Source organism: Acidovorax sp. SRI_002 (genome assembly GCF_057586455.1).
Genome location: NZ_JBYCZW010000001.1, coordinates 531,873 through 553,815, shown reverse-complemented (window position 1 = coordinate 553,815; position 21,943 = coordinate 531,873). Strand labels below are relative to the sequence as shown.

The following is a 21,943-nucleotide window of genomic DNA, read 5'->3' as shown; positions in this document are numbered from 1 at the left end:
CCGTGCAGAGTGCGCCCGCTCCGTTGGTTCACCATGCTCCCGTTGCGGCGGCAGTGGCTCCCGCGTCTTCGTCTTCGCCTGCATCTCTCGCGTCGACCCTCGGGTTTTCAAAGACGCCCAGACCGCAGTTCACCCGGCCACTGCCGGAAGGCATGGAGGAGTACATGGTGCACAGGGTCATGCAGCGTGTGGACGTTGTGCTGGATCAACGTTTGCGCGAAGCCATCGCCACCGTGGTGCAGGAGCAGACACGATCGGTGCTGCCGCGACTGCGTGAAGAGATTGAATCCGTGGTCCGGCATGCCGTGTACGAGGCGGTGGCAGACGAGCTGGCCAGTGGCGCGGCCTCGGTGCCAAAGGGATGACAGGGTATTCCCCTGTGGTTTCTCTCGCGTTTAATCGTGTTCCCTAATGATCTGGCCCGTAAATTGCGATATGTTCGCCTGCGTTGAGACACAAGAAGATTCTCAGCGTTTATCTTTACTGGAGATTTGATATGCAATTGAAGTTGAAACTGACCGTGGTTGCTGCTATCGCGGCTGTTGCTGGTGTGGCCTCTGCACAAGAGCAGGTGGTCAAGATCGGCCATGTGGCTCCGGTTTCCGGCGCCCAAGCCCACTACGGCAAGGACAACGAAAATGGCGCCCGCATGGCCATTGAAGAGCTGAACGCTCAAGGCATCACCATCGGCGGCAAGAAGATCAAGTTCGAACTTCAAGCTGAAGATGACGCTGCCGATCCAAAGCAGGGCACGGCCGCTGCACAAAAGCTGTGCGACTCCAAAGTTGCAGGCGTTGTCGGCCACCTCAACTCCGGTACCACCATTCCTGCTTCCAAGGTCTACAACGACTGCGGCATCCCGATGGTGACGGGCGCTGCGACCAACCCCAACCTGACCAAGCCTGGCTACAAGACCACCTTCCGTATCATCGCCAATGACAACGCCCTGGGCGCTGGCCTGGCGTTCTACGCTGTGGATACGCTCAAGCTGAAGACCGTTGCCATCATCGACGACCGTACCGCTTACGGCCAAGGTGTGGCAGACGTGTTCAAGAAGACTGCCACTGCCAAGGGCATGAAAGTGGTGGACGAGCAGTTCACGACCGACAAGGCTACCGACTTCATGGCCATCCTGACGGCCATCAAGTCCAAGAACCCTGATGCCGTGTTCTACGGCGGTATGGACCCTCAAGCCGGCCCCATGCTGCGCCAGATGGAACAACTGGGCATGGGCAACGTCAAGTACTTCGGTGGTGACGGCGTCTGCACGTCTGAAATCGCCAAGCTCGCAGCGGGTGCCAAGACCCTGGGCAACGTGATCTGTGCTGAAGGCGGTTCTTCGCTGGCCAAGATGCCCGGTGGCACGGCCTGGAAGGCCAAGTACGATGCCAAGTACCCCAACCAGTTCCAAGTCTACAGCCCCTACACCTACGACGCCACGTTCCTGCTGGTGGACGCTATGAAGCGCGCCAACTCCGTGGACCCCAAGGTGTATGTGAACGAACTGGCCAAGTCCAACTTCAAGGGTGTGACCTCCACCATCGCTTTTGAACCCAATGGCGAAATGAAGAACCCCGCCATCACTCTGTACGTCTACAAGGACGGCAAGAAGACCCCTCTGTAATCGGAGTGGTCTGGCTCTTCAAGGTCTTTTTGGCTTTGGAGAGCGCCAAACAAAAGGGCTTCCTTTGGGAAGCCCTTTTTTTGTTGTTCAAATGCAGCTAGGTGGGGTGGGCAGGTTGTTCTGCTTGGCTGCTCAATGCCCAGGAGCTGGAGTTTGTTGAAGACTCGGGCGATGACCAAAACCGGCGCTAGGCGCAGCAGAAGGTGCAATCGTACTGAGGTCAGGAGCTTCCAGTCTTGTTGCTTCCCGCAATAGCGAGGATGGATGTGCCCGATTTTTGCGCCAAATTAACGCCGCACCTGCAGTGCGCCTGGATTCACGATGTTGGTGGGAGTGCCTTTGATGAAATTCACCACATTGTCGAACGCTGCACCAAAATAAAGCTCATAGCTGTCTTGCTCTACATAGCCAATGTGGGGCGTGCAAATGCAGTTCTCCAGCCGCAGCAGGGCATGGCCCTGAAGGATGGGTTCGCTCTCGAATACATCGACAGCGGCCATACCGGGGCGGCCCCGGTTCAGGGCGGCAATCAGGGCATCGGTCTCAATCAGCTCGGCACGCGAAGTGTTGACCAGCAGGGAGGTGGGCTTCATGCAAGACAGATCTTCGAGTGAGACGATGCCGCGCGTTTCGTCGTTGAGCCGAAGGTGGAGCGAGATCACATCGCATTGCGAGAAAAACTCCTCGCGCGTGGTGGCAGCCTGGTATCCATCCGTCAAGGCCTGGGCGCGTGATGCCTCACGCCCCCAAATGCGGACGTTCATTCCAAAAGCACGCCCGTAGCCCGCCACCAATTGGCCAATGCGGCCATAACCCCAGATACCCAGCGTTTTGCCCCGCAGCACGCTGCCAAGGCCAAAATTGGGAGGCATGGACGCCGTCTTCAGCCCTGATTGTTGCCAGGCGCCATGCTTGAGGTTGGAGATGTACTGCGGCAGTCGGCGCATTGCGGCCATGACAAGTGCCCACGTCAGCTCTGCGGGGGCCACGGGTGAGCCTATGCCTTCTGCCACTGCAATCCCACGTTCCGTACAGGCAGCTACATCAATGTGATTGCCGATCTTGCCGGTTTGCGCGATGAGCTTGAGACGGGGAAGTTTCTCCACCAGTTGACGGGTGATCTGGGTGCGCTCCCGCACAAGCACGATGATGTCAGCGTCTTTGAGGCGGACGGACAGCTGGCCCAGCCCCTTGACGGTATTGGTGTAGACCTTGGCGGTGTACGCGTCGAGCCGGGATGCGCAGTGGAGCTTGCGGACTGCGTCCTGGTAGTCGTCGAGAATCACAATGTTCATCCCGACATTGTGCCTTGGCCACGCCGGTCGTTTCATACCGGACCGCCCCCTGGCACAGGAAAGGATGGGGCTTTTGGTGACGGAGTGTTGGCGACCTCGACAAGCGCAGTCCACAGCGATCAGGCAGCACCCTCCATATGCAAAGCAGTCAATGGATCGCTGGGTGGTGCATGCCTTGGGCTCAACAGGCTTGCAGCGCCGCCTCGGATGCAGCCAGGCGGTCTAGCTCGGCGCACACATCGGCCATGCGGCCAGCGATCACCAGTCGGCCTGAGCCGCCCGATGTGGGGACCCTGCGCAGGACCTTGGCAGCCCTGCCGCCTGAGCCGTCTGCCAATCTGGATGATCCACAGGCAACGCGGGTAGCGGCTGGCGACGGTATGAACGCCCGGGCATCGGTATTGGTGGCCACAAACCGTGTGGTGGCACAGGTGGGTGGTGTCTGCGGGCTGACCGTAAAGGGCCAGTTGCCTCGCGGTGGACGTTGGCTGGGGATGTTGGATGGACGGCGGGGCTTGTCAGTGCCTGCTGATCCGCTCCTGCGGCCCGGGTCCGTGTCATCGGGATGGGGGCGGGGCGCAGGCAGGTCTGCTGCAGACGGCTCCTTGAAGGTGTGGAGCCAGTGGGTCAGGGTACGCAGAGTCCCGGAGAGCGCAGAAAAGGTGGTCAAGGCAATTCCCATGTGAAAACTCCGAAGGTCGGGGGTTGGACATAGGCAGGATTGCAAAATAAACCGGCACCGCAGGGCTGGCGTACCGGTTTTACCAGTGCGCCAAACGCCCGCCACCTGCAGTGCGGCAGCTAACGAACTAATTCATGAGTGAATGCGATGGAGCGGTGTGGCTACATCAGCATGGTGTTGCGGATGAGGCCGACGGCGAGCCCTTCAATCTCAAAGGGTTCGCCGGGCTGCACCACGATGACCGGGTAATCCGGGTTCTCGGGCAGCAGTTCGATGGCGGTCGCAGTACGGCGCAGGCGCTTGACCGTCACATCGTCTCCCAGGCGGGCCACGATGATCTGGCCGTTGCGGGCTTCGCGGGTGGACTGCACAGCCAGCAGATCGCCATCCATGATTCCGGCATCGCGCATCGACATACCGCGCACTTTGAGCAGGTAATCGGGCTTGTGATGGAACAGGCTGTTTTCCACACTGTAGGTTTGGTCAACGTGTTCCTGCGCGAGAATGGGCGACCCTGCCGCCACACGTCCCACCAGGGGTAGCAACAGTTGTGAGAGTCCGGGAATCGGTAGGCTGAACTGGTTGCCGCGCGCTGCATTGATGGAGCGCACGGTGTCACCGCGCAACCGGATGCCACGGGATGTGCCACTGACCAGCTCGATCACGCCTTTGCGCGCCAGCGCCTGGAGATGTTCTTCTGCCGCGTTGGCCGACTTGAACCCCAGTTCGGCAGCGATCTCTGCACGGGTGGGGGGCGCCCCGGTGCGTGCAATGGCCGTCTGGATGAGATCCAGAATCTGTTGCTGGCGGGCAGTGAGTTTCGGGTTGTCGAGCATGGTGGTTTCCGGTGGAGGCGGCTACAGTGATGGATAACTGTTTTTTAATCCAGTAACTGTATTTTTCACCAGTTTTTCGGAGTACGCAAGTGAGTGGGCAAAAAATTGTGGTTTTGGGTACCGGAGGGACCATTGCAGGCACGTCCGCGCAGGCTGGCGACAACATCGGCTACACCGCTGCGCAGGTAGGGGTCGGGCAGCTGCTTGCAGCTGTTCCCGGATTGCAGCAGGCCGCGCGGGGCGTGCTGGTGGCGGAGCAGGTGGCCCAGATCGACAGCAAGGACATGGATGGCCATGTGTGGCAGGCGATGGCGCTGCGCTGTGCGCACCACCTGGAAGATCCCGAGGTGCGTGGTGTAGTCATTACCCACGGAACCGACACGCTGGAAGAGACGGCCTGGTTTCTGCATGAAGTGCTGGACACCCGCGCGAAACCCGTGGTGCTGACCTGTGCCATGCGCCCGGCCACGGCGCTCACGCCCGATGGGCCTCAGAATCTTCTGGATGCTGTTGCTGTGGCGGTCACGCCCGGCGCACGGGGTGTGCTGGCGGTCGCCGCTGGCGAAATTCATGGGGCACGGCAGGTTCAGAAGGTGCACCCCTACCGGGTGAATGCGTTCAACTCGGGCGAGGCCGGGCCTTTGGGTTGGGTGGAGGAGGGGGCTGTCCGCCTTGTGCAGGATTGGCCCCTGGCGCCTGGTGTTCCAGCATTGAATGCTATTCAAAATGTAGTGAATGCCGCAGCCTGGCCCCGCGTGGAAGTGGTCATCAGCCACGCTGGCGCATCGGGAACCATGGTGGACGCACTGGTGCGAGATGGGGTCCAGGGGCTGGTGGTGGCCTGCACCGGCAATGGCACCATCCACCATGCTCTGGAGGCCGCATTGCTGCGTGCCCAGGAGGCGGGTGTGCGCGTGGTGCGGACCACACGTTGCTCCGAGGGGCAGGTGCTGCCCAAGCCGGGGGACGCATTACCGGACTCCAAAGGGCTATCCCCCTTGAAGGCCAGGATCTCGCTGATGCTCGAACTGCTGCACTGAGCAACAAGGCCGCTCCGATGTTTTTTGCAGCTCTTAAGTCCCATGCGTGGGCCTACCCCGCGCTGGAGGTGGTGCACATCGTAGGCATTGCCTTGCTGCTGGGCAACTTGGTCTTGCTGGAGTTGCGGGTGTTTGGCCGTGGGGCGGCGCTGCCCGTCAAGGATTTGGCGCGGCTCAGCCTGTCGCTGGCATTGTGTGGTTTTGGCTTGGCGGCGGCGTCGGGCCTCTTGATGTTTGCCACACAGCCTGCCGAACTGCTCGCCAGCCGCGCATTCACCTTGAAGATGCTGCTGTTAATGCTTGCAGGTTGCAACGCCGCGTGGTTCCATGGGCGGGGTTCCCTGGCTCGCCTGGATGCTCTGGCGCGGGTACAGATGCTGGGTTCCACCGTGATCTGGCTGGCTGTGGTGGTGTGTGGCCGCTGGATTGCTTACCTCTGATCGGACATGACAAGGAGAGAACCGATGAGCCTGCAACGCCGCCACGTGCTCCTGGCTGCCACGGCCATTCCCTGGGGCGCGCGTGCCCACCATGGGTGGAGCAGTTTTGACCCCGACCGTCCCATCTACCTGGAAGGCACCGTGCGCAAAGTGCGCTGGCAAAATCCACACGCCGAGCTGGAGCTGGAGACACCTGCGGAACTGAAGCTGCCTGCGGATCTGGCCCAGCGTGTGGTGCCTGCGCAGGTGTCCCCCGTGGATGGCAAGGCCTTGCTGGCCAAGACGGTTTTGCCTACCCGCAAAGACCGCCGCTGGGAGGTGGAGCTGGCGCCCCTGACCCGCATGCAGGCCTGGCAGGTGCAGGAGATCAAACCCGGCACTGCGGTATCGGTGGTGGGCTTTACCCTGCGCGAAGAGAAGGGCGACGCGGTGCTGCGGGCGGAATACCTGTTTGTGGATGGCAAAGCCTACGGCTTACGCTCCAGCCCAGCCTGAGCCATCGGTATGGCCCGGGGATAGCCATGCGAAAGACCTGAAACTGTTCCCTGCACCGCATAAAAAAAGCGACGCCCTGCTGCCATGGCGTCGCTGGTTGCAAGGGGCGATAGCCCCGAGCCTTAACTGGCCAGTGCCTGCAGTGCGCGTGCCGTGATCTCGTCCACGCTGCCCGTGCCGCTGATGGCGCGGTACTTGGGAGCCAGCTCGGGTTCGGCCTGGGCCCAATTGCTGTAATAGTCCACCAGGGGGCGCGTCTGGTCGCTGTAGACCTGCAGGCGCTTCTTGACGGTTTCTTCCTTGTCGTCTTCGCGCTGGATCAGCTCTTCGCCCGTCACGTCGTCCTTGCCTTCCACCTTGGGCGGGTTGAACTTGACATGGTAGGTGCGGCCGCTGGCGGGGTGCGAGCGGCGGCCGCTCATGCGTTCGATGATGGCGTCAAAAGGCACATCGATTTCGAGCACGTAGTCGAGCTTGACGCCCGCTGCCTTCATGGCATCGGCCTGGGGAATGGTGCGGGGGAAGCCGTCGAACAGGAAGCCGTTGGCGCAGTCTGCTTGCGTGATGCGCTCCTTGACGAGACCGATGATGATGTCGTCACTGACCAGGGCGCCCGAATCCATCACCGCCTTGGCCTGCAGGCCCAGAGGGGTGCCGACCTTGACGGCTGCGCGCAGCATGTCGCCGGTGGAGATCTGGGGGATGCCGTACTTCTGGCAGATGAACGTGGCTTGCGTGCCCTTTCCGGCGCCAGGCGCGCCCAACAAAATCAGTCTCATGGAAGTCCTCGAAGGTTAGAAATCGGTTGGCGCCGCTGGCGGGGACGTTCGAAGGGCGCCTGAAGCCGTTCTGTGCGCCCGGGATGCGGTGCTCTCGTTGCGGTCGAGGATAGCATGCGACTCCCTTGCGCTGACTTACATGCTGCACCGGGTTGGGCAGGGGTGTCGCAGGGTGGATAGCCGGGGCATTCGGCGGACCAGCACGGCGCGCGCCACCGGCCCGCTCCTCATCGAAAAAGGCGGCGAACCCGTTCCAGGTCTTCGGGCGTATCCACGCCTGGGCCAGGGGCCGCTTTGGCCAGGTGAACCGCAATGCGGTGGCCGTGCCACAGCGCGCGCAGTTGCTCCAGCGCTTCGACCGCCTCGGTGGGGGCGGGTGTCAGGGCAGGAAATTGGCGCAGAAAGCCCGCACGATAGCTGTAGATGCCCACATGCCGCAGTGGCGCGAACCCCGCCAGGGCTGCTACACCGGGTGCCGCCGCCTCGGCGGCACCTTGCCACCAGGCCAATCCCATATGGTCCCGCGCAAAAGGGATGGGCGCGCGGCTGAAGTAGTGGGCCAGGCCACGCGCGTCCAGCACCACTTTCACCACGTTGGGGTTGGTGTAGTCGGCCAGTGACGCAATGGCGTGGGCTGCGGTGCCCATGCTGGCCTCCGGCTGGGTGGGCAGGAGGGCTGCCACAGCGTCGATGAGGCCGGGGTCTATCAAAGGTTCATCGCCTTGCACGTTGACGACCACGTCGTCCCCGTCCAGGCCCAGCTGGGTACAGGCTTCGGCCAGGCGGTCGCTGCCGCTGGGGTGGTCGGCGCGGGTCAGTATCGCTTGTACGCCATGGGCGGCGCAGGCCTGCAGGATGCGAGGGTCATCGGCTGCCACCACCACGCGGGCTGCTGCACTTTGGGCGGCGCGCTGGGCCACCCGTACCACCATGGGCAGGCCCGCGATATCGGCCAGGGGTTTGTCGGGCAAGCGGCTGGATGCCATGCGCGCTGGGATCAGCACCGTGAAGCGACCGCTCGCGGTCGCAACGCCTGGCGTGCCGGGATCCGTTGCTGCGCTCATTGCTCCAGTTCCTCGTCGGTGAGTGTGCGGGCTTCGTTTTCGAGCAGCACCGGGATGCCGTCCCGCACCGGATAGGCCAGGCGAGCGCTGCGGGAGACCAGTTCCTGGGCATCGCGGTCGTAGGTCAGCGGGCCTTTGGTGACGGGGCAGACCAGCAGTTCAAGCAGTTTGGGATCCATGGTGACAGCGCTTTCCAGGAGGTTCGTTCGGGCAGGCAAGGATGATAGCGGCGGCCCGGGCGGTGAATCATTAATGCCTTTGGACGCCCAAGGCCAGCAGGCGCGCATCCAGCGCTGCGAAAAAGGCCGGGTCGATGTGCAATTGCAGGGGCACGGCCAACGCGTCCGGGTGGTGTTGCCAGAGCTTGACAGCGTCTTTTTCGGTGCAAATTAGCGGGTGGCGCTTGTCAGATGAGCGGTTCCAGCTATCAAAATCATAGTGATCTGGTAAGGCTTCCGTGTGTGCCAGCTGCAGCGCCTGACCCTGCAGCATGGCAAAGAACACTTCGGGGCGTGCCACGGCCGCCACGGCATGCAGCGGCTGGCCTTGCAGGTCCGACAGTGGCACCCGGGTGCCGTCCGCACGCAGGGCATAGGGGGCCAGTCGGCGTTGCAGGCCATAGGCATGGGCGGGGTCGCTTCCAGGCGGCAGAGTCCCTGCATGCAGCACAAAATCCACCGCGCGTGGCCAGGGCTCACGCAGGGGCCCCGCTGGCAGCAGGAAACCGTTGCCCACGCCCTGTTCGTTGAAGATGCAGACCTCCAGATCGCGCGCCAGGGCCAGGTGCTGCAGGCCATCGTCGCAAACGATCACGTCGGTGTCCGGGTAAGCAGCCCGCAGGGCGCGGGCGGCGGTGATGCGGCGAGGCGCCACAAACACGGGCACCCGGCAGTTGCGCGCGATAAGGGCGGGTTCATCGCCCACCTCATGGGCGGGGCTGTCGGGCGTCACCTCGCGGCAGTCGGTGGTGCTGCGGCCGTAGCCGCGTGAGACCACGCCGGGGCGCAGGCCCAGACCTTGCAGATGCTGGACAACGGCAATGACCACAGGCGTTTTACCTGCGCCTCCGGCAATCACGTTGCCCACGACGATGACCGGGCGGCCAGGGTGCTCCGCCTTCAGCAGGCCGATGCGGTAAAGCCCGCGCCGCATACCGACCAGCGTGCGGTACACCTGCGAGACCGGCCACAGCACCCAGGCGAGCGGGCCGCGTGTCCGCCAGATTTTCTGGAGCCCGGAGGCGGGTGGGGGGAGGGCTGCGCCCCGCAATGCGGGGGCGCTGGGCGAGGGAGGCTGCAGCCCGGGGGCAGCCATGCGTGTCAGCGGCTGGGGCTGCGCGCCGCAGCCGAAGACTGCGTGGCAAACGTGATCTGCGTGAGGCCCACGCGGCGCGCGGCCTCCATCACCGAAACCACGGACTGGTGCGGCGCCATCGCATCGGCACTGATGATGACCACACTGCCCGTGCCCGCTGTGGCGGCACTGCGCAAGGCCTGCGCGATCGCGTCCACGCTTTTGCCGTCCACGCCCGTCTTGTTGACGGCGTAGCGCCCGTCGGCGGCCACGGACACGATGACTTCCTTGGGGTGGTCGCGTTGCTGCTCGGCATCGGCCACGGGCAGCGTGAGCTGCAGCTCGGTGAACTTGCTGTAGGTGGTGGTCAGCATCAGAAAGATGAGGATCACCAGCAGCACGTCGATGAACGGGATCAGGTTGATCTCCGGCTCTTCCTTGGCGCGGGGACGGAAGTTCATTTCACTTCTTCCGCAAACGCAGGATGTGGCGCACAAATTGTTCCGAAGCCAACTCCAAGGTGAGCAGATAGGCATCCACCCGGGCGCGGAAGTAGCGCCAGAAGATCAGTGCCGGGATGGCCACGATGAGGCCAAAAGCCGTGTTGTAGAGCGCGATCGAGATGCCATGCGCCAGCTGGGCCGGGTTGCCGCCACCCATGGCCTGGCCCACGCCACCGCTGCCCGCCTGCGAGCCAAAGATCTCGATCATGCCGATTACCGTGCCCAGCAGGCCCAGCAAGGGCGCGGCCGAGGCGATGGTGGCCAGTGCCGACAGGTATTTTTCAAGCCGGTGCGCCACGGCGCGCCCCGCGCCTTCCATGGCGGCACGCAGGTCGGTCTCGCTGCACTGGGGGTTGCTGTTGAGGGTGCGCAGGCCGCTGGCCAGCACTTCGCCCAGGGCGGAGTTTTGCGCCAACTGGTTCACCACGTCGGGGGTGGGCACGGCCTTGGACGAGACCGTAATGGCTTCATCGAGCAATTTCGGGGGGGCGACACGGGCCGTCTTGAGGGCCACGAAACGTTCAAAAATCAGCGCCATTCCCAGGACGGAACACGCAATCAGGGGCCAGATGGGCCAGCCTGCGGCTTGTATGATGGACAGCAAATCTCTCTCCGCGCAGATGAAAGCAATCGGCGATTATGGCCCAGCTTGCAGGGCCCACCTCGTCACAAACCGTTACGTTGCTGTGCGCGCCGTCGCCCCATCTGCTCACCCACAAAATCTGTGGATAACTTTGTGGGCAACCACTGTTCCAGGCCACGCAAAGTGGCGCCACGCCGTGCTTGCAACAGATTGATGAAAAATTGCGCAATGAAAAAGCTATATAAATCAATAACTTGTACGTGCTCTGGTGTTTTGCGGGCGGTTTTTAGTTATGTGGCTGTGGTAACCGCCGCTGGCCAGATTCTGTGGAGTACTTGCGCGGTGCGCGCGGCGCAAACGCCCGCCGTTTCTCATGTTTGAGCGCCCCAGCCCCGCAGCGGCGCCGCGCGTCTGGGAAGTTGGCGCGCTATGCCGCGCCATTGCTGATGCTCTGGAGGCGCGCTTCAATCCTGTCGCGGTGCGCGGCGAGATCACGGGCTTCTCGCGCGCATCCAGCGGACATTGCTACTTCTCGGTCAAAGACGCGAACGGCCAGTTGCGCTGCGCCATGTTCCGCCGCGCCGCCAGCCTGCTTGACTTTTCGCCGCGCGATGGCGAATTGGTGGAAGTGCGCGGGCGCCTTTCGGTGTACGAGGCGCGGGGCGATCTGCAGTTCATTGTGGAAAGCATGCAGCGGGCCGGGCAGGGCGCGTTGTTCGAGCAGTTCCTGCGCCTGAAGGCGCAGCTCGAAACAGAAGGCTTGTTCGACAACGCCCGCAAGCGCCCGCTGCCTTTGCAGCCGCGTGGCATTGGCCTTGTCACGTCCACCGGGGCTGCGGCCCTTCACGACGTGGTCACGGCGCTGCGCCGTCGCGTGCCGCACATTCCGGTGGTGCTGGTGCCTGCGCAGGTGCAGGGCGCCGCAGCACCTGCTTCGTTGGTTGCGGCGCTATCAAAACTGTATCTACTTGCGCAAGCGGGGCAAGCGCCAGGGGCTGATTTGACCAAAAATCCCCCCATTGACGTGATCTTGCTGGTGCGCGGGGGCGGTTCCATCGAAGATCTCTGGGCTTTCAACGACGAACAACTGGCCCGGACCATCGTGCGAAGCCCCGTGCCGCTCATCAGCGGGGTGGGGCACGAGACCGACTTCACCATCGCCGACTTTTGCGCCGACCTGCGCGCCCCCACGCCCACCGCCGCCGCTGAGCTGGTGGCCCAGCCGCGCGATGTGTGGCTGGGGGCGCTCGGGCTGCTGGCTGGGCGTATCAGCGACGGCGTGCAGCGCCAGCTCGACACCCGGCACCAGCGGCTGGACCAGGCGGCGGCGCGGCTGGGCCGCCCGTCGGGCCTGGTGGCGCGTGAGCAGATGCAACTGGCACGCCTGGCCCAGCGCATGCGCCATGGAGTGCTATTAAAATTGCAGCGGCTTGCGCAATCCCAGAAAGCGCTGGAGGCCGATTTCCCTCAAAAAATGCAACGGCTCCTGGTGCAGCAGGCCGAGCGGCTCGACCGCGCGGCCTTGCGGCTGGAGCTGCTCGACCCGCGCCTGGTGCTGCAGCGCGGCTACGCGCTGCTCACCGATACCGAGGGCCGGGCCGTGACCAGCGTGCGCCAGGCCCAGCCTGGCGATGCCCTGCGCGCCACACTGGCCGATGGCGTGGTGGACGTGACGGTGGCCCAGCCGCGACTGCTGTAACGGGGTGATGTCCCGGCGCGGTAGAAGGCGCGCCTCTGTAGGACAGCAGCGGTTTGTGGTGCTACAGACCGGATCTGGGTGGCCTCACGCTGCACAGGTCACCTGATGTTCCTACAATGCCCCCTTCGCGCTGTGTCCGACTGCATTGCTCAGGAAAGAAAAGCGTTGCAGATGGCATCCCGGAATTTCAAACCACAAGGAAACACCACCATGGAACATACCCTTCCCCCGCTGCCCTACGCCATCGATGCCCTGGCTCCGCACTACAGCCAGGAAACCCTGGAGTACCACCATGGCAAGCACCACAACGCCTATGTGGTGAACCTGAACAACCTGCAAAAGGGCACCGAGTTCGAAGCCATGACGCTCGAAGAGATCGTCAAGAAGTCGAGCGGCGGCATCTACAACAATGCAGCGCAAATCTGGAACCACACCTTCTTCTGGAACTGCATGGCTCCCCAGGGCGGCGGTGAGCCTTCTGGTGCACTGGCTGCAGCCATCACCGCCAAGTGGGGCAGCTACGCAGCCTTCAAGGAAGCGTTCGTGAAGTCTGCCGTGGGCAACTTCGGTTCGGGCTGGACCTGGCTGGTGAAGAAGGCCGATGGCAGCGTGGACATCGTCAACACCGGCGCCGCCGGCACGCCGCTGACCACCGCCGACAAGGCGCTGCTCACCGTGGACGTGTGGGAACACGCGTACTACATCGACTACCGCAACATGCGTCCCAAGTTCGTTGAGACCTTCCTCGACAAGCTGGTGAACTGGAAGTTTGCCGAAGCCAACTTCGCCTGATGCGCGATCCGCGCCCCGCGAGTGATCTGTCCTGACGGACTGAGGTCTGCGGGCAACAAAAAACGGCCTTCGGGCCGTTTTTTGTTGGGGACTTTGAGGCGTTTTTGGCATCTGGCGCTTGCTGGATAAGCGCTGGTAGCTATATAAATGATAGTAATTTGCACTCCCGGATCCTGGGAGTGCGATGTCGGCAAGACAGCGCTCGGGCAAGCGGCAGGGCCCAGGGCCAAGGCCTATGGGGCTGTGGCATCCCGATCTGCGCAAGTCGCTGGGTGGTCCTGCGTCACTTGCGGCTGAAAAGCGCTCCACCCAGCTTGGCGCCTGCCTTGATGTTTTTCTTGGCAAACCATCCCTGGTTCATCTCCAGCACGTAGCGCACCGGTTTTGCCGAACAGTGCGAATCCAGCGTCTGGGGCTTCATGTCGGCCAGGTTCACGATGGTGCCGTCGTCATCCACAAACGCTGCCGTGAGCGGCAGCAGCGTGTTCTTCATCCAGAAGCACTGCTGCGCGGGTTGTTCAAACACAAACAGCATGCCCTCGTGCTGGGGCATCTCCTTGCGATGCATCAGGCCGGTCTGGCGCTCCTGGGGCGTGGCGGCCACCTGGGCGTCAATGCGGTGCATGCCTGCGGTCAGTTCCACACGCTGCAAATTCAGCTGGGGGCCGTCCTGGGCCTGTGCCGTGGTGAACGGCAGTCCCGCAGCAGCGGTCAACAGCGCGGCGGCCACGGTGCGCCGTGTGGCAGCGGAAAAAGGCAAGGCAAGTGCAAAAGCGGTCATGGGCAAGGCTTTCTGGACAGGGGGGCAGCGTCCGCACAAGGGGCGCCGAACCGACGGGCAAAAGAAGGGGAAAAGAACGGAAAAAGAAAACGCCCGCAGTAGCGGGCGATTTTGAAGCAATGTGCATGACCCCGCGAAGGGTGCTGCATGCCAGCGTCAGGCTGCCTTGTGGGTGGTCTTTTTCTTGGCGACCTTCTTGGTGGTTTTCTTTTTGGCCGTTTTGGTGGCCTTGGCCTTTGCCTTGGTTTTGGCGACGGGTGCCGGGGCAGCAGCTACAGGTGCAGCGGGTGCAGCCATGGGCGCTGGGGCTGCAGGGGCGGGGGCCGGAGCGGCTGCAGGCGCCTGTGCAAAAGCACTTGCACCCAACAGACCAGCCACCAGGACAGCGAGGAGTTTTTTCATATATGCCGTTTCCAGTGAAGGGGTTGAAAGAGAGGATCTGAAGCCGCGCAAACCTGCACGGCTTCGCCCGCAACGATAGCAGCGGCGCGCAGGCTGGCAGGGACTTTGCCCAAAAAATTGTCATTAGAATTGACTGGCTACCGAGCGCTTTGCCCCATCTGCTGAATCTGCTTCAGCTTCCACAGGAGACACCCCTTCCATGACCAGCTACCAGCACATCAAGGTGCCTGCCGAAGGCCAGAAAATCACGGTCAATGCCGACATGTCGCTGAATGTGCCGGACCAGCCCATCATTCCCTTCATTGAAGGCGATGGCACGGGGCTCGACATCACGCCGGTGATGATCAAGGTGGTGGACGCTGCGGTGGCCAAGGCCTATGGCGGCAAGAAGAAGATCCACTGGATGGAGGTGTATGCGGGCGAGAAATCCACCAAGGTCTACGGCCCTGATGTGTGGCTGCCCGAAGAAACCCTGCAGGTGTTGCGCGAGTACGTGGTGTCGATCAAAGGCCCGCTGACTACGCCCGTGGGTGGCGGCATCCGTTCGCTGAACGTGGCACTGCGCCAGGAGCTGGATCTGTATGTCTGCCTGCGCCCCGTGCAGTATTTCAAGGGCGTGCCTTCGCCGCTGAAAGAGCCCGAAAAGACCAACATGGTGATCTTCCGCGAGAACTCGGAGGACATCTATGCCGGTATCGAGTTCGAAGCCGAGTCGGACAAGGCCAAGAAGCTCATCAAGTTCCTGCAGGACGAGATGGGCGTGAAGAAAATCCGCTTTCCCAACACCTCGGGCATCGGCGTCAAGCCCGTCTCCATCGAGGGCACCGAACGCCTGGTGCGCAAGGCCATCCAGTACGCCATCGACAACGACAAGCCCAGCGTGACCATCGTCCACAAGGGCAACATCATGAAGTACACCGAAGGTGGCTTCCGCGACTGGGCGTACGCCCTGGCGCAAAAAGAGTTCGGTGCCGAGCTGATAGACGGCGGCCCGTGGTGCAAGCTCAAGAACCCCAAGACGGGCAAGGACATCACCATCAAGGACAGCATCGCCGATGCCTTCCTGCAGCAGATCCTGCTGCGCCCGGCCGAGTATTCGGTGGTGGCCACGCTCAACCTCAATGGCGATTACATCTCCGATGCGCTCGCAGCCCAGGTGGGCGGGATCGGCATTGCGCCCGGCGCCAACATGTCCGACTCGGTGGCCTGTTTTGAAGCCACCCACGGCACGGCCCCCAAATATGCAGGCAAGGACTATGTGAACCCCGGCTCCGAGATCCTGTCGGCCGAGATGATGCTGCGCCACATGGGTTGGATCGAGGCTGCCAACCTGATCATCAGTTCGCTGGAGAAGTCGATTGCCTCCAAGAAGGTGACTTACGACTTTGCCCGCCTGATGGACGGAGCCACCCAGGTGAGCTGCTCGGGTTTTGGCCAGGTCATGATCGACCACATGTAAGCCAGCGCGGCTTTTGCGCCGTTTCGCAAGCCCCTGTTCCCTTGTTGGTGCAGGGGCTTTTTGTCGTCTGGCGGCTGCAGGGCTCCGCCCAGGGCCAAACTGCCCCGATGGTCGGCGGCGCGGAACTGGCTGTGGCATTTCAGAGTTGGCAATCGAGAGGCTTCCCGCCTAAGATGGGTCCAGCCATGGGCCCGCGCGGGCGATGGCACGGGCTTGCATCCGCAGTCGCACACAAACACAACAACGGGATGCAGAGGGATGGGTCCCCACAGGGAGTTCTGCATGGCATCTGATTTTTCTGCCGCATATTGGGAGCAAAACCCCGATGCGCTGCTGGTGCTGTCGCCTGAGGGGGTGGTGCTCAACTGGAACCCGGCTGCCGAAGCGATCTTTGGCTATGCACCGGCAGAGGCTCAGGGCAGGCGCCTCATTGATCTCATCGTTCCCGAGAACCGGGCCCACGAAGAAGACGAGATCCGGGCCGAGGCCCTGCGGGGCCTGAGCAGCACCGTGCACGAGTCGGTGCGCCGCCGCAAGGATGGATCGCTGGTGCATGTCAACGTGTCCACCAAGGCCGTGCGCGACGAAGCTGGCCAACTGCTGTACTTTCTGTCGAGCAAGAAGGATGTCACCCAGCTCAAGGTCCAGCGCGAGGCCAAGCTGCTGGAGGCGCGGTTCCGTGACCTGCTCGAATCCACACCCGACGCGATCGTGATGGTCAACGTGACAGGCCGCATCGTCCTGGTCAACTCCCAGGCCGAGCGCGTGTTTGGCTATGAAAGGACCGAATTGCTAGGGCAGGCCGTGGAGGTGCTGTTGCCACACCGCTACCGGGGCGCGCACCTGGGGCACCGCAGCGGGTTCTTTGGGGCGCCGCGCACGCGCACCATGGGGGCGGGGCTGGAGCTGCATGGCCTGCGCAAGGATGGCGGCGAGTTTCCAGTGGAGATCAGCCTGAGCCCGATCGACACCGAAGAAGGCGCGATGGTGATGAGCGCGATCCGAGACATCACCGACCGCAAGCGGGCCGACCAGAAGTTCAAGGACCTGCTCGAAGCCGCGCCGGACGCGATGGTCATCGTTGACCGCGACGGCCGCATCGTGCTCGTCAACTCGCAGGCCGTGAAACTGTTTGGCTGGAGCCGCAGCGAACTTCTGGGTCAGAAAATCGAGCTGCTGGTGCCAGAACGCTTCAGCGGTCGGCACCCTGAGCACCGCCGCGGCTTTTTTGCCGAACCACGCTCCCGCTCCATGGGGGCTGGCCTTGATCTGTATGGTTTGCGCAAGGATGGTTCCGAGTTTCCAGTCGAGATCAGCCTGAGCCCGCTGGAGACGGAAGAAGGCCTGTTTGTCTCCAGTGCGATCCGCGATGTGACGGAGCGCAAGCGGATCGAGCGAGCCTTGCGCGACAAGAACCTGGAGCTTGAAAATGCCGCCTTGGTCAAAGACCGCTTTCTGGCCAGCATGTCCCACGAACTGCGAACCCCGCTGAACGCCATCATCGGTTTCACGGGCACCTTGCTCATGCAGCTGCCGGGGCCGCTCAACCCGGAGCAGGACAAGCAGTTGCGCATCGTGCAGACTGGGGCGCGGCATCTGCTTTCGCTCATCAACGACCTGCTCGATGTGGCCAAGCTCAGCGCCAACAAGGTGTCGCTCCACAAGGAGCTGCTTGATTGCCGCAGCATTGTTGCCGAGGTCGCCGCCACGCTGGAGCCCGAGGCCGTGCGCAAGGGCCTGGTGTTTAATGTGCATGCCCCCGCCCAGGCAGTTCAGTTGCACACCGACCGCCGGGCCTTCAGCCAGATTCTGATCAATCTGGTGGGCAATGCCATCAAGTTCACGCCGCAGGGGCGTGTGGATGTGGTGCTGGAGGAGACCTTGTCGGCCCAGGGGCGCACTGTGCAGGTTCAGGTGCGCGACACCGGGCCTGGCATTCCGCTGCAGGAGCAGTCGCGGCTTTTCGAGGCCTTCTCCCGGGTCGAAAGCGCCGACCGGCGTCACCACGAAGGCACCGGCCTGGGCCTGCACCTGAGCAGCAAGCTTGCCGAAGCGCTGGGGGGCAGTGTGGGGCTGGAGAGCGCCGAAGGGCAGGGCAGCACGTTCATTGTGGAGTTTCAGGAGACCAGCCCATGAAAGCCACCATCCTGGTCATCGAAGACGATGATGCCAGCCGGCAACTCGTCACCTACCTGCTGGAAGCCGCGGGCCACCGTGTGCTGGCCGCCGAAAACGGCGCCCTGGGCCTGGGGCTGGCGCTGGCCGAGGGGCCCGACCTGATCCTGTGCGACCTGCAAATGCCGGTGATGAATGGCTATGAGGTGGCACAAAGCCTGCGCTCGCACCATGGGTGGCGTGTGGTGCCGCTGGTGGCTGTGACCGCTTTTTCGATGCCGGGTGACCGCGAAAAGGCCCTTGAGGTGGGTTTTGACGAGCACCTGTCCAAGCCCATCACGCCCGAAACCTTCGTGAGCCAGGTCGAGGCGTTTCTGGGTTCTTCATTCCACGCGCCGCCGGGCGCAGCCTGACGTTGGACCCCGGGTAGCATGGCCAAGATCCTTGTTGTCGATGACCTGCCGGCCAACCGTGCGCTGGTGGTCACGCTCATCGGGCACAGTGGCCACCAGGCCCTGGAGGCCGCCGACGGTGCCGAGGCCCTCGCCCTGGTGCGTGCCGAGCGTCCCGATCTGGTGATCTCCGACATCCTGATGCCGACCATGGACGGGTACGAGTTTGTGCGCCAGCTGCGCACAGACCACCAGCTCGCCGCAACCCAGGTGATCTTCTACAGCGCGCACTACCGCGAGCAAGAGGCCCGCAACCTGGCCCTGGCCTGTGGGGTGACGCAGGTGCTGGTGAAGCCCTGCGAGCCACAGGACATCACCTCGGCCATTGAGCAGGCCTTGTCGCAGGTGCCGCCGCAGCCCTTCCACCCGATGGAGCACAGTTTTCAGACCCGGCACCTGCAGCTCATGACGGACAAGCTCACGGGCAACGTCGCCGAGCTGGAAACCATGAACCGGCGTCTGGCGGCCCTGACCGACCTGAACCTGCAACTGGCGTCCGAGCGCGACCCGCAGGTGCTGCTGGCCAATGTATGCCGTGGCGCGCGCGAGCTGGTGGGGGCGCAGTATGCGGTGCTGTGTGTGGTGCGCAAGCAAAGCGATGCCTCCATCGTGTGCACCAGCGGCATCGAGCCGGCGCTGACCGGGCTGCTGGACCTGCCCGTGGTCTCGCACGGCCTTCTGGGGCAGTTGCGTGCCGCGCGCCGCTCTGAGCGGCTGGTCAATGAAAGCGGTGCGCCGAGCGATATCGGCCTGCCTGCAGGCTACCCGCCGCTGCACACTGGCTTGATTGCGCCCATCACTTCGCTTTCGTTCTCCTATGGCTGGATCTGCCTGGCCAACAAGCAGGGGGAAGATGCGTTCACGGCCGACGATGAAAAAGTCCTGGCCGTCCTGGGCGCGCAGGTGGGTCGTATCTACGAAAACGGCAGCCTTTATATCGAGATCCAGAAGCATGCCGAGCAACTGCAGGTGGAAGTGTTCGAACGCCAGCGGGCCATGGACGCGCTGCGCGCCAGCAAAGCCAGCCTGCGAAGGGCGCAGGCACTGGCAAAAATCACCCATGTGATCAGCGGTGCTGATGGTGCTTTCGAGAGCTGGCTCGACACGCTGCCCGATATGCTGGGGCTGGGGGCCGATGCCATGCCCAAGTCCGCGCGCGAGTGGCTGGCGCTGGTGCACCCGCAAGACCGCGACATGTTCCGCCAGCATGCGCTGCAGGCCGCACAGCAAGGCGCCCGCCTGGATTTCACCTACCGCCTGTTGCGCGCAGATGGCGAACTGCTGCATTTGCGCCAGGTGATGGAGCCCTTGGAGGATGAGGCTGGCCGGGGCGAGCAGGGCCGCTGGTTCAACACCATCCAGGATGTCACCCGGGAGAAACGCGCCGAGGAAGAGCTGCACGAAAGCGACCGCCGTTTCAATGACATGCTCGACAAGGTCGAGATGATCTCGCTGATGCTCGACTGCGAAGGGCGCATCACCTATTGCAACGACTACCTGCTGCGCCTGACAGGCTGGGAGCGTGAAGAGATCGCGGGCCGCAACTGGTTTGACATGTTTGTGCCCCCTGAGATGGGCAATGTGCGCAGCGTGTTTGCCGATGTGCTGGCGGACCGGCCTTCGGCCTGGCACTACGACAACGAGATCCTCACCCGCTCGGGCGAGCGGCGCCTGGTGCACTGGAACAACACCGTGCTGCGCTCTGTGGGCGGACAGGTGACGGGCGTGGCCGCGCTCGGTGAAGACATTACCGAGCGCCGTGAGGCCGAGCGCAAGATCAAGCGCCTGAACCGCGTGTACGCGATGCTCAGCGGCATCAACACCCTGATCGTGCGGGTGCGCGACCGCGAGGAACTGTTCCGCGAGGCCTGCCGCATTGCGGTGGAGCACGGCCATTTCCGCATCGCCTGGATAGGCCGCGTGGACCGCGCGGCGCAGCAGGTGGTGCCGGTGGGGCTGTCGGGCGTAGAGGCCGATTTTGTGCACAACATCCGCGACCGACTGGGTTTGTTTGACGTTCCCACACCGGGTGAAAGCCTTGCCGCCGCAGTGGTGCGCACTCGCAAGGCCGTGCTGTGCGACGACATCAGCGGCGACCCACGCGTGATGCTGCGCGATCAACTGCGCCAACGGGGTGTGGCCAGCATTGCGGTACTGCCCATCCTGGTGGGCCAGGAGGTCGCCGCCACACTGGCCCTGCTGGCAGACGAGGTGGGCTTCTTCGACGAGGCCGAGATGAAGCTGCTGACAGAGTTGTCCGGCGACATCGGTTTTGCCCTGGACCACCTCGACAAGGAAGACCGGCTGAGCTACCTGGCCTATTACGACGAAATCACCGGGCTGCCGAACCGCACCCTTTTTCTGGAGCGCACCGGCCAGCACCTGCGCCCGCGTGAGGGCACACGGCCTCTGATGGGTATTGCGCTGATGGACATCAGCCGCTTTCGCTTTGTCAATGACACGCTGGGGCGGCAGATGGGCGACGAACTCCTCAAGCAGGTCGCGCAGCGGCTGCAGCACGCCAGCCGCGATGTGTACGACGTGGCACGCATCGGCATCAACAGTTTCGGCATCGCCGTGACCGACGCACGCGATGCGGGCGCGGTGGCCATGGCGGTGGATTACCTCCTGCGCGCCTGTTTTGATACACCTTTTGCGCTGGGCGGCACCGAGCTGCGCATGGCCGCCAAGGCTGGCGTGGCCTTGTACCCCATGGATGGCGCTGATGCCGAAACGCTGCTGCGCAATGCGGAGGCCGCCGTCAACAAGGCCAAGGCATCGGCAGACAGCCTGCTGTTCTACATGTCGGAGATGAATACCCGCGTGGCCGAGGCCCTGGGCATGGAAGGCCGCCTGCGCGATGCCCTGGAGCGCGGGCAGTTTGTTCTGCACTACCAGCCCAAGCGGTGCCTGTCCAGTGGCGCCCTGGCAGGCGCAGAGGCCCTGATCCGCTGGAACGACCCTGAGCGGGGGCTGGTGCCGCCGGGGCTTTTCATCCCCATCCTGGAGGAAACCGGCCTTATCTACGACGTGGGGCGCTGGGCGCTTGGGCAGGCACTGGCAGACAACCAGCGCTGGCGGCAGGCCGGCCATGCGCCGCTGCGGGTGGCGGTCAACGTGTCGTTTCTGCAGCTGCGCCACCGCAGCTTTGTGGCCGAGGTGCGCGAGGCGCTGGCGTTTGACCCGGCCGCAGGGGCCGGGCTGGAGCTGGAGATCACCGAGAGCATGGTCATGGAGGATGTGGAGCACAGCCGTAGCAGCCTGCACGCCCTGCGCGAGATGGGCATCACGATTGCCATTGATGACTTCGGCACCGGGTTCTCATCACTGAGCTACCTGGCCACGCTGCCCGCTGACACCCTCAAGATCGACCGCTCTTTCATCATGGGGATGGACACCGGACCGCAAGGGCAGGCGCTGGTCTCCGCCATCATCAACATGGGGCACTCGCTGGGGCTCAAGGTGGTTGCCGAAGGCGTAGAAACGGACGAACAATGCGGCCGGCTCGCGCTGCTGGGCTGTGACGAAATCCAGGGCTACCTGCTCAGCAGGCCGGTGGCCGCCGAGGTGTTTGAAGCCCGCTTCCTAGTCCACTGAGTCCGAGAAATT

Annotated in this window: 22 protein-coding genes; 11 read left to right on the top strand and 11 right to left on the bottom strand. The window is 63.2% G+C overall.

The window, feature by feature from the left end; genetic code table 11:
• Positions 1–164: 164 nt before the first annotated feature.
• Both AC2YJX_RS02460 and AC2YJX_RS02455 read left to right on the top strand, forming a co-directional pair.
• Positions 165–365, top strand: a complete 201-nt coding sequence (locus AC2YJX_RS02460) for a hypothetical protein (protein ID WP_055396105.1) — start codon at positions 165–167, stop codon at positions 363–365.
• A 131-nt stretch (positions 366–496) separates the two neighbouring features.
• Complete coding sequence (locus tag AC2YJX_RS02455; RefSeq protein ID WP_121420293.1) at positions 497–1,624, top strand: branched-chain amino acid ABC transporter substrate-binding protein; 1,128 nt, start codon at positions 497–499, stop codon at positions 1,622–1,624.
• Between the two features lie 287 nt (positions 1,625–1,911).
• Here the strand turns inward: AC2YJX_RS02455 and AC2YJX_RS02450 are convergent, their stop codons facing one another.
• The 3 genes from AC2YJX_RS02450 to lexA all read right to left on the bottom strand — a co-directional run bounded on the left by AC2YJX_RS02450 (position 1,912) and on the right by lexA (position 4,437).
• Positions 1,912–2,919: a D-2-hydroxyacid dehydrogenase family protein gene (locus tag AC2YJX_RS02450; protein ID WP_055396027.1), complete on the bottom strand. Its 1,008-nt coding sequence runs from the start codon at positions 2,917–2,919 to the stop codon at positions 1,912–1,914.
• 181 nt (positions 2,920–3,100) lie between these two features.
• On the bottom strand, positions 3,101–3,589 hold the full coding sequence (locus AC2YJX_RS02445; RefSeq protein ID WP_218300400.1) for a hypothetical protein: 489 nt from the start codon (positions 3,587–3,589) through the stop codon (positions 3,101–3,103).
• A 173-nt stretch (positions 3,590–3,762) separates the two neighbouring features.
• A complete protein-coding gene (lexA, locus tag AC2YJX_RS02440; protein ID WP_121506230.1) occupies positions 3,763–4,437 on the bottom strand; it encodes a transcriptional repressor LexA in 675 nt (224 codons plus the stop codon).
• An 89-nt stretch (positions 4,438–4,526) separates the two neighbouring features.
• Between lexA and AC2YJX_RS02435 the strand changes: the two genes are divergently transcribed.
• Genes AC2YJX_RS02435 through AC2YJX_RS02425 form a run of 3 tightly spaced genes read left to right on the top strand, consistent with a single transcriptional unit; the run spans position 4,527 to position 6,412 of the window.
• On the top strand, positions 4,527–5,477 hold the full coding sequence (locus tag AC2YJX_RS02435; protein WP_487255190.1) for an asparaginase: 951 nt from the start codon (positions 4,527–4,529) through the stop codon (positions 5,475–5,477).
• Between the two features lie 17 nt (positions 5,478–5,494).
• On the top strand, positions 5,495–5,917 hold the full coding sequence (locus AC2YJX_RS02430) for a hypothetical protein (RefSeq protein WP_055396033.1): 423 nt from the start codon (positions 5,495–5,497) through the stop codon (positions 5,915–5,917).
• A gap of 24 nt (positions 5,918–5,941) precedes the next feature.
• Entirely contained in the window at positions 5,942–6,412 is a 471-nt protein-coding gene (locus AC2YJX_RS02425) for a DUF6152 family protein (protein WP_121506231.1), read from the top strand.
• Positions 6,413–6,534: 122 nt separating this feature from the next.
• Here the strand turns inward: AC2YJX_RS02425 and adk are convergent, their stop codons facing one another.
• The 6 genes from adk to AC2YJX_RS02395 form a co-directional block, all read right to left on the bottom strand.
• A complete protein-coding gene (gene adk, locus AC2YJX_RS02420) occupies positions 6,535–7,191 on the bottom strand; it encodes an adenylate kinase (protein WP_487255189.1) in 657 nt (218 codons plus the stop codon).
• Between the two features lie 227 nt (positions 7,192–7,418).
• On the bottom strand, positions 7,419–8,255 hold the full coding sequence (gene kdsB / locus AC2YJX_RS02415) for a 3-deoxy-manno-octulosonate cytidylyltransferase (RefSeq protein WP_487255188.1): 837 nt from the start codon (positions 8,253–8,255) through the stop codon (positions 7,419–7,421).
• Positions 8,252–8,434, bottom strand: a complete 183-nt coding sequence (locus tag AC2YJX_RS02410) for a Trm112 family protein (RefSeq protein ID WP_010458810.1) — start codon at positions 8,432–8,434, stop codon at positions 8,252–8,254. The genes kdsB and AC2YJX_RS02410 overlap by 4 nt, the downstream gene beginning before the upstream one ends.
• A 70-nt stretch (positions 8,435–8,504) precedes the next feature.
• Positions 8,505–9,569 (bottom strand): tetraacyldisaccharide 4'-kinase, encoded by a 1,065-nt coding sequence (gene lpxK, locus AC2YJX_RS02405; RefSeq protein WP_487255187.1) that lies wholly within the window; start codon positions 9,567–9,569, stop codon positions 8,505–8,507.
• A gap of 5 nt (positions 9,570–9,574) precedes the next feature.
• Positions 9,575–10,009 carry an ExbD/TolR family protein gene (locus AC2YJX_RS02400; RefSeq protein ID WP_121420285.1) on the bottom strand — a complete coding sequence of 145 codons (435 nt, stop codon included), beginning with the start codon at positions 10,007–10,009 and terminating at the stop codon, positions 9,575–9,577.
• A 1-nt stretch (position 10,010) separates the two neighbouring features.
• Positions 10,011–10,655: a MotA/TolQ/ExbB proton channel family protein gene (locus AC2YJX_RS02395; protein WP_055396044.1), complete on the bottom strand. Its 645-nt coding sequence runs from the start codon at positions 10,653–10,655 to the stop codon at positions 10,011–10,013.
• Positions 10,656–11,007: 352 nt separating this feature from the next.
• On the opposite strand from AC2YJX_RS02395, the gene xseA reads away from it, so the two are divergent.
• Positions 11,008–12,333, top strand: a complete 1,326-nt coding sequence (xseA, locus tag AC2YJX_RS02390; RefSeq protein WP_487255186.1) for an exodeoxyribonuclease VII large subunit — start codon at positions 11,008–11,010, stop codon at positions 12,331–12,333.
• Positions 12,334–12,543: 210 nt separating this feature from the next.
• Positions 12,544–13,125, top strand: a complete 582-nt coding sequence (locus tag AC2YJX_RS02385; RefSeq protein WP_121506237.1) for a superoxide dismutase — start codon at positions 12,544–12,546, stop codon at positions 13,123–13,125.
• A 283-nt stretch (positions 13,126–13,408) separates the two neighbouring features.
• Here AC2YJX_RS02385 and AC2YJX_RS02380 read toward each other — a convergent pair whose 3' ends face one another.
• Entirely contained in the window at positions 13,409–13,906 is a 498-nt protein-coding gene (locus AC2YJX_RS02380; protein WP_055396050.1) for a DUF192 domain-containing protein, read from the bottom strand.
• Positions 13,907–14,062: 156 nt separating this feature from the next.
• Positions 14,063–14,308 carry a hypothetical protein gene (locus AC2YJX_RS02375; RefSeq protein WP_055396052.1) on the bottom strand — a complete coding sequence of 82 codons (246 nt, stop codon included), beginning with the start codon at positions 14,306–14,308 and terminating at the stop codon, positions 14,063–14,065.
• A 199-nt stretch (positions 14,309–14,507) separates the two neighbouring features.
• On the opposite strand from AC2YJX_RS02375, the gene icd reads away from it, so the two are divergent.
• The 4 genes from icd to AC2YJX_RS02355 all read left to right on the top strand — a co-directional run bounded on the left by icd (position 14,508) and on the right by AC2YJX_RS02355 (position 21,931).
• The gene (icd, locus tag AC2YJX_RS02370) at positions 14,508–15,767 is read left to right on the top strand and encodes an NADP-dependent isocitrate dehydrogenase (RefSeq protein WP_055396054.1); all 1,260 of its coding nucleotides are present in this window, start codon (positions 14,508–14,510) and stop codon (positions 15,765–15,767) included.
• A 282-nt stretch (positions 15,768–16,049) separates the two neighbouring features.
• Positions 16,050–17,903: a PAS domain S-box protein gene (locus AC2YJX_RS02365; RefSeq protein ID WP_487255185.1), complete on the top strand. Its 1,854-nt coding sequence runs from the start codon at positions 16,050–16,052 to the stop codon at positions 17,901–17,903.
• Positions 17,900–18,295 (top strand): response regulator, encoded by a 396-nt coding sequence (locus AC2YJX_RS02360; RefSeq protein ID WP_055396057.1) that lies wholly within the window; start codon positions 17,900–17,902, stop codon positions 18,293–18,295. Before AC2YJX_RS02365 ends, AC2YJX_RS02360 begins: the two co-directional genes overlap by 4 nt.
• 18 nt (positions 18,296–18,313) lie before the next feature.
• Positions 18,314–21,931: an EAL domain-containing protein gene (locus AC2YJX_RS02355; protein ID WP_487255184.1), complete on the top strand. Its 3,618-nt coding sequence runs from the start codon at positions 18,314–18,316 to the stop codon at positions 21,929–21,931.
• The last annotated feature ends 12 nt before the right edge of the window (positions 21,932–21,943 follow it).

Bases quoted from the DNA above. Each gene is read 5' to 3' on its own strand.
- icd (WP_055396054.1), top strand. From the start codon at position 14,508: ATGACCAGCTACCAGCACATCAAGGTGCCTGCCGAAGGCCAGAAAATC.
- AC2YJX_RS02430 (WP_055396033.1), top strand. From the start codon at position 5,495: ATGTTTTTTGCAGCTCTTAAGTCCCATGCGTGGGCCTACCCCGCGCTG.
- AC2YJX_RS02425 (WP_121506231.1), top strand. From the start codon at position 5,942: ATGAGCCTGCAACGCCGCCACGTGCTCCTGGCTGCCACGGCCATTCCC.
- AC2YJX_RS02455 (WP_121420293.1), top strand. From the start codon at position 497: ATGCAATTGAAGTTGAAACTGACCGTGGTTGCTGCTATCGCGGCTGTT.
- xseA (WP_487255186.1), top strand. From the start codon at position 11,008: ATGTTTGAGCGCCCCAGCCCCGCAGCGGCGCCGCGCGTCTGGGAAGTT.
- AC2YJX_RS02400 (WP_121420285.1), bottom strand. From the start codon at position 10,009: ATGAACTTCCGTCCCCGCGCCAAGGAAGAGCCGGAGATCAACCTGATC.
- AC2YJX_RS02410 (WP_010458810.1), bottom strand. From the start codon at position 8,434: ATGGATCCCAAACTGCTTGAACTGCTGGTCTGCCCCGTCACCAAAGGC.
- AC2YJX_RS02360 (WP_055396057.1), top strand. From the start codon at position 17,900: ATGAAAGCCACCATCCTGGTCATCGAAGACGATGATGCCAGCCGGCAA.
- kdsB (WP_487255188.1), bottom strand. From the start codon at position 8,255: ATGAGCGCAGCAACGGATCCCGGCACGCCAGGCGTTGCGACCGCGAGC.
- AC2YJX_RS02355 (WP_487255184.1), top strand. From the start codon at position 18,314: ATGGCCAAGATCCTTGTTGTCGATGACCTGCCGGCCAACCGTGCGCTG.
- AC2YJX_RS02375 (WP_055396052.1), bottom strand. From the start codon at position 14,308: ATGAAAAAACTCCTCGCTGTCCTGGTGGCTGGTCTGTTGGGTGCAAGT.
- AC2YJX_RS02380 (WP_055396050.1), bottom strand. From the start codon at position 13,906: ATGACCGCTTTTGCACTTGCCTTGCCTTTTTCCGCTGCCACACGGCGC.
- AC2YJX_RS02385 (WP_121506237.1), top strand. From the start codon at position 12,544: ATGGAACATACCCTTCCCCCGCTGCCCTACGCCATCGATGCCCTGGCT.
- adk (WP_487255189.1), bottom strand. From the start codon at position 7,191: ATGAGACTGATTTTGTTGGGCGCGCCTGGCGCCGGAAAGGGCACGCAA.
- AC2YJX_RS02460 (WP_055396105.1), top strand. From the start codon at position 165: ATGGTGCACAGGGTCATGCAGCGTGTGGACGTTGTGCTGGATCAACGT.
- AC2YJX_RS02365 (WP_487255185.1), top strand. From the start codon at position 16,050: ATGGCATCTGATTTTTCTGCCGCATATTGGGAGCAAAACCCCGATGCG.
- AC2YJX_RS02450 (WP_055396027.1), bottom strand. From the start codon at position 2,919: ATGAACATTGTGATTCTCGACGACTACCAGGACGCAGTCCGCAAGCTC.
- lexA (WP_121506230.1), bottom strand. From the start codon at position 4,437: ATGCTCGACAACCCGAAACTCACTGCCCGCCAGCAACAGATTCTGGAT.
- lpxK (WP_487255187.1), bottom strand. From the start codon at position 9,569: ATGGCTGCCCCCGGGCTGCAGCCTCCCTCGCCCAGCGCCCCCGCATTG.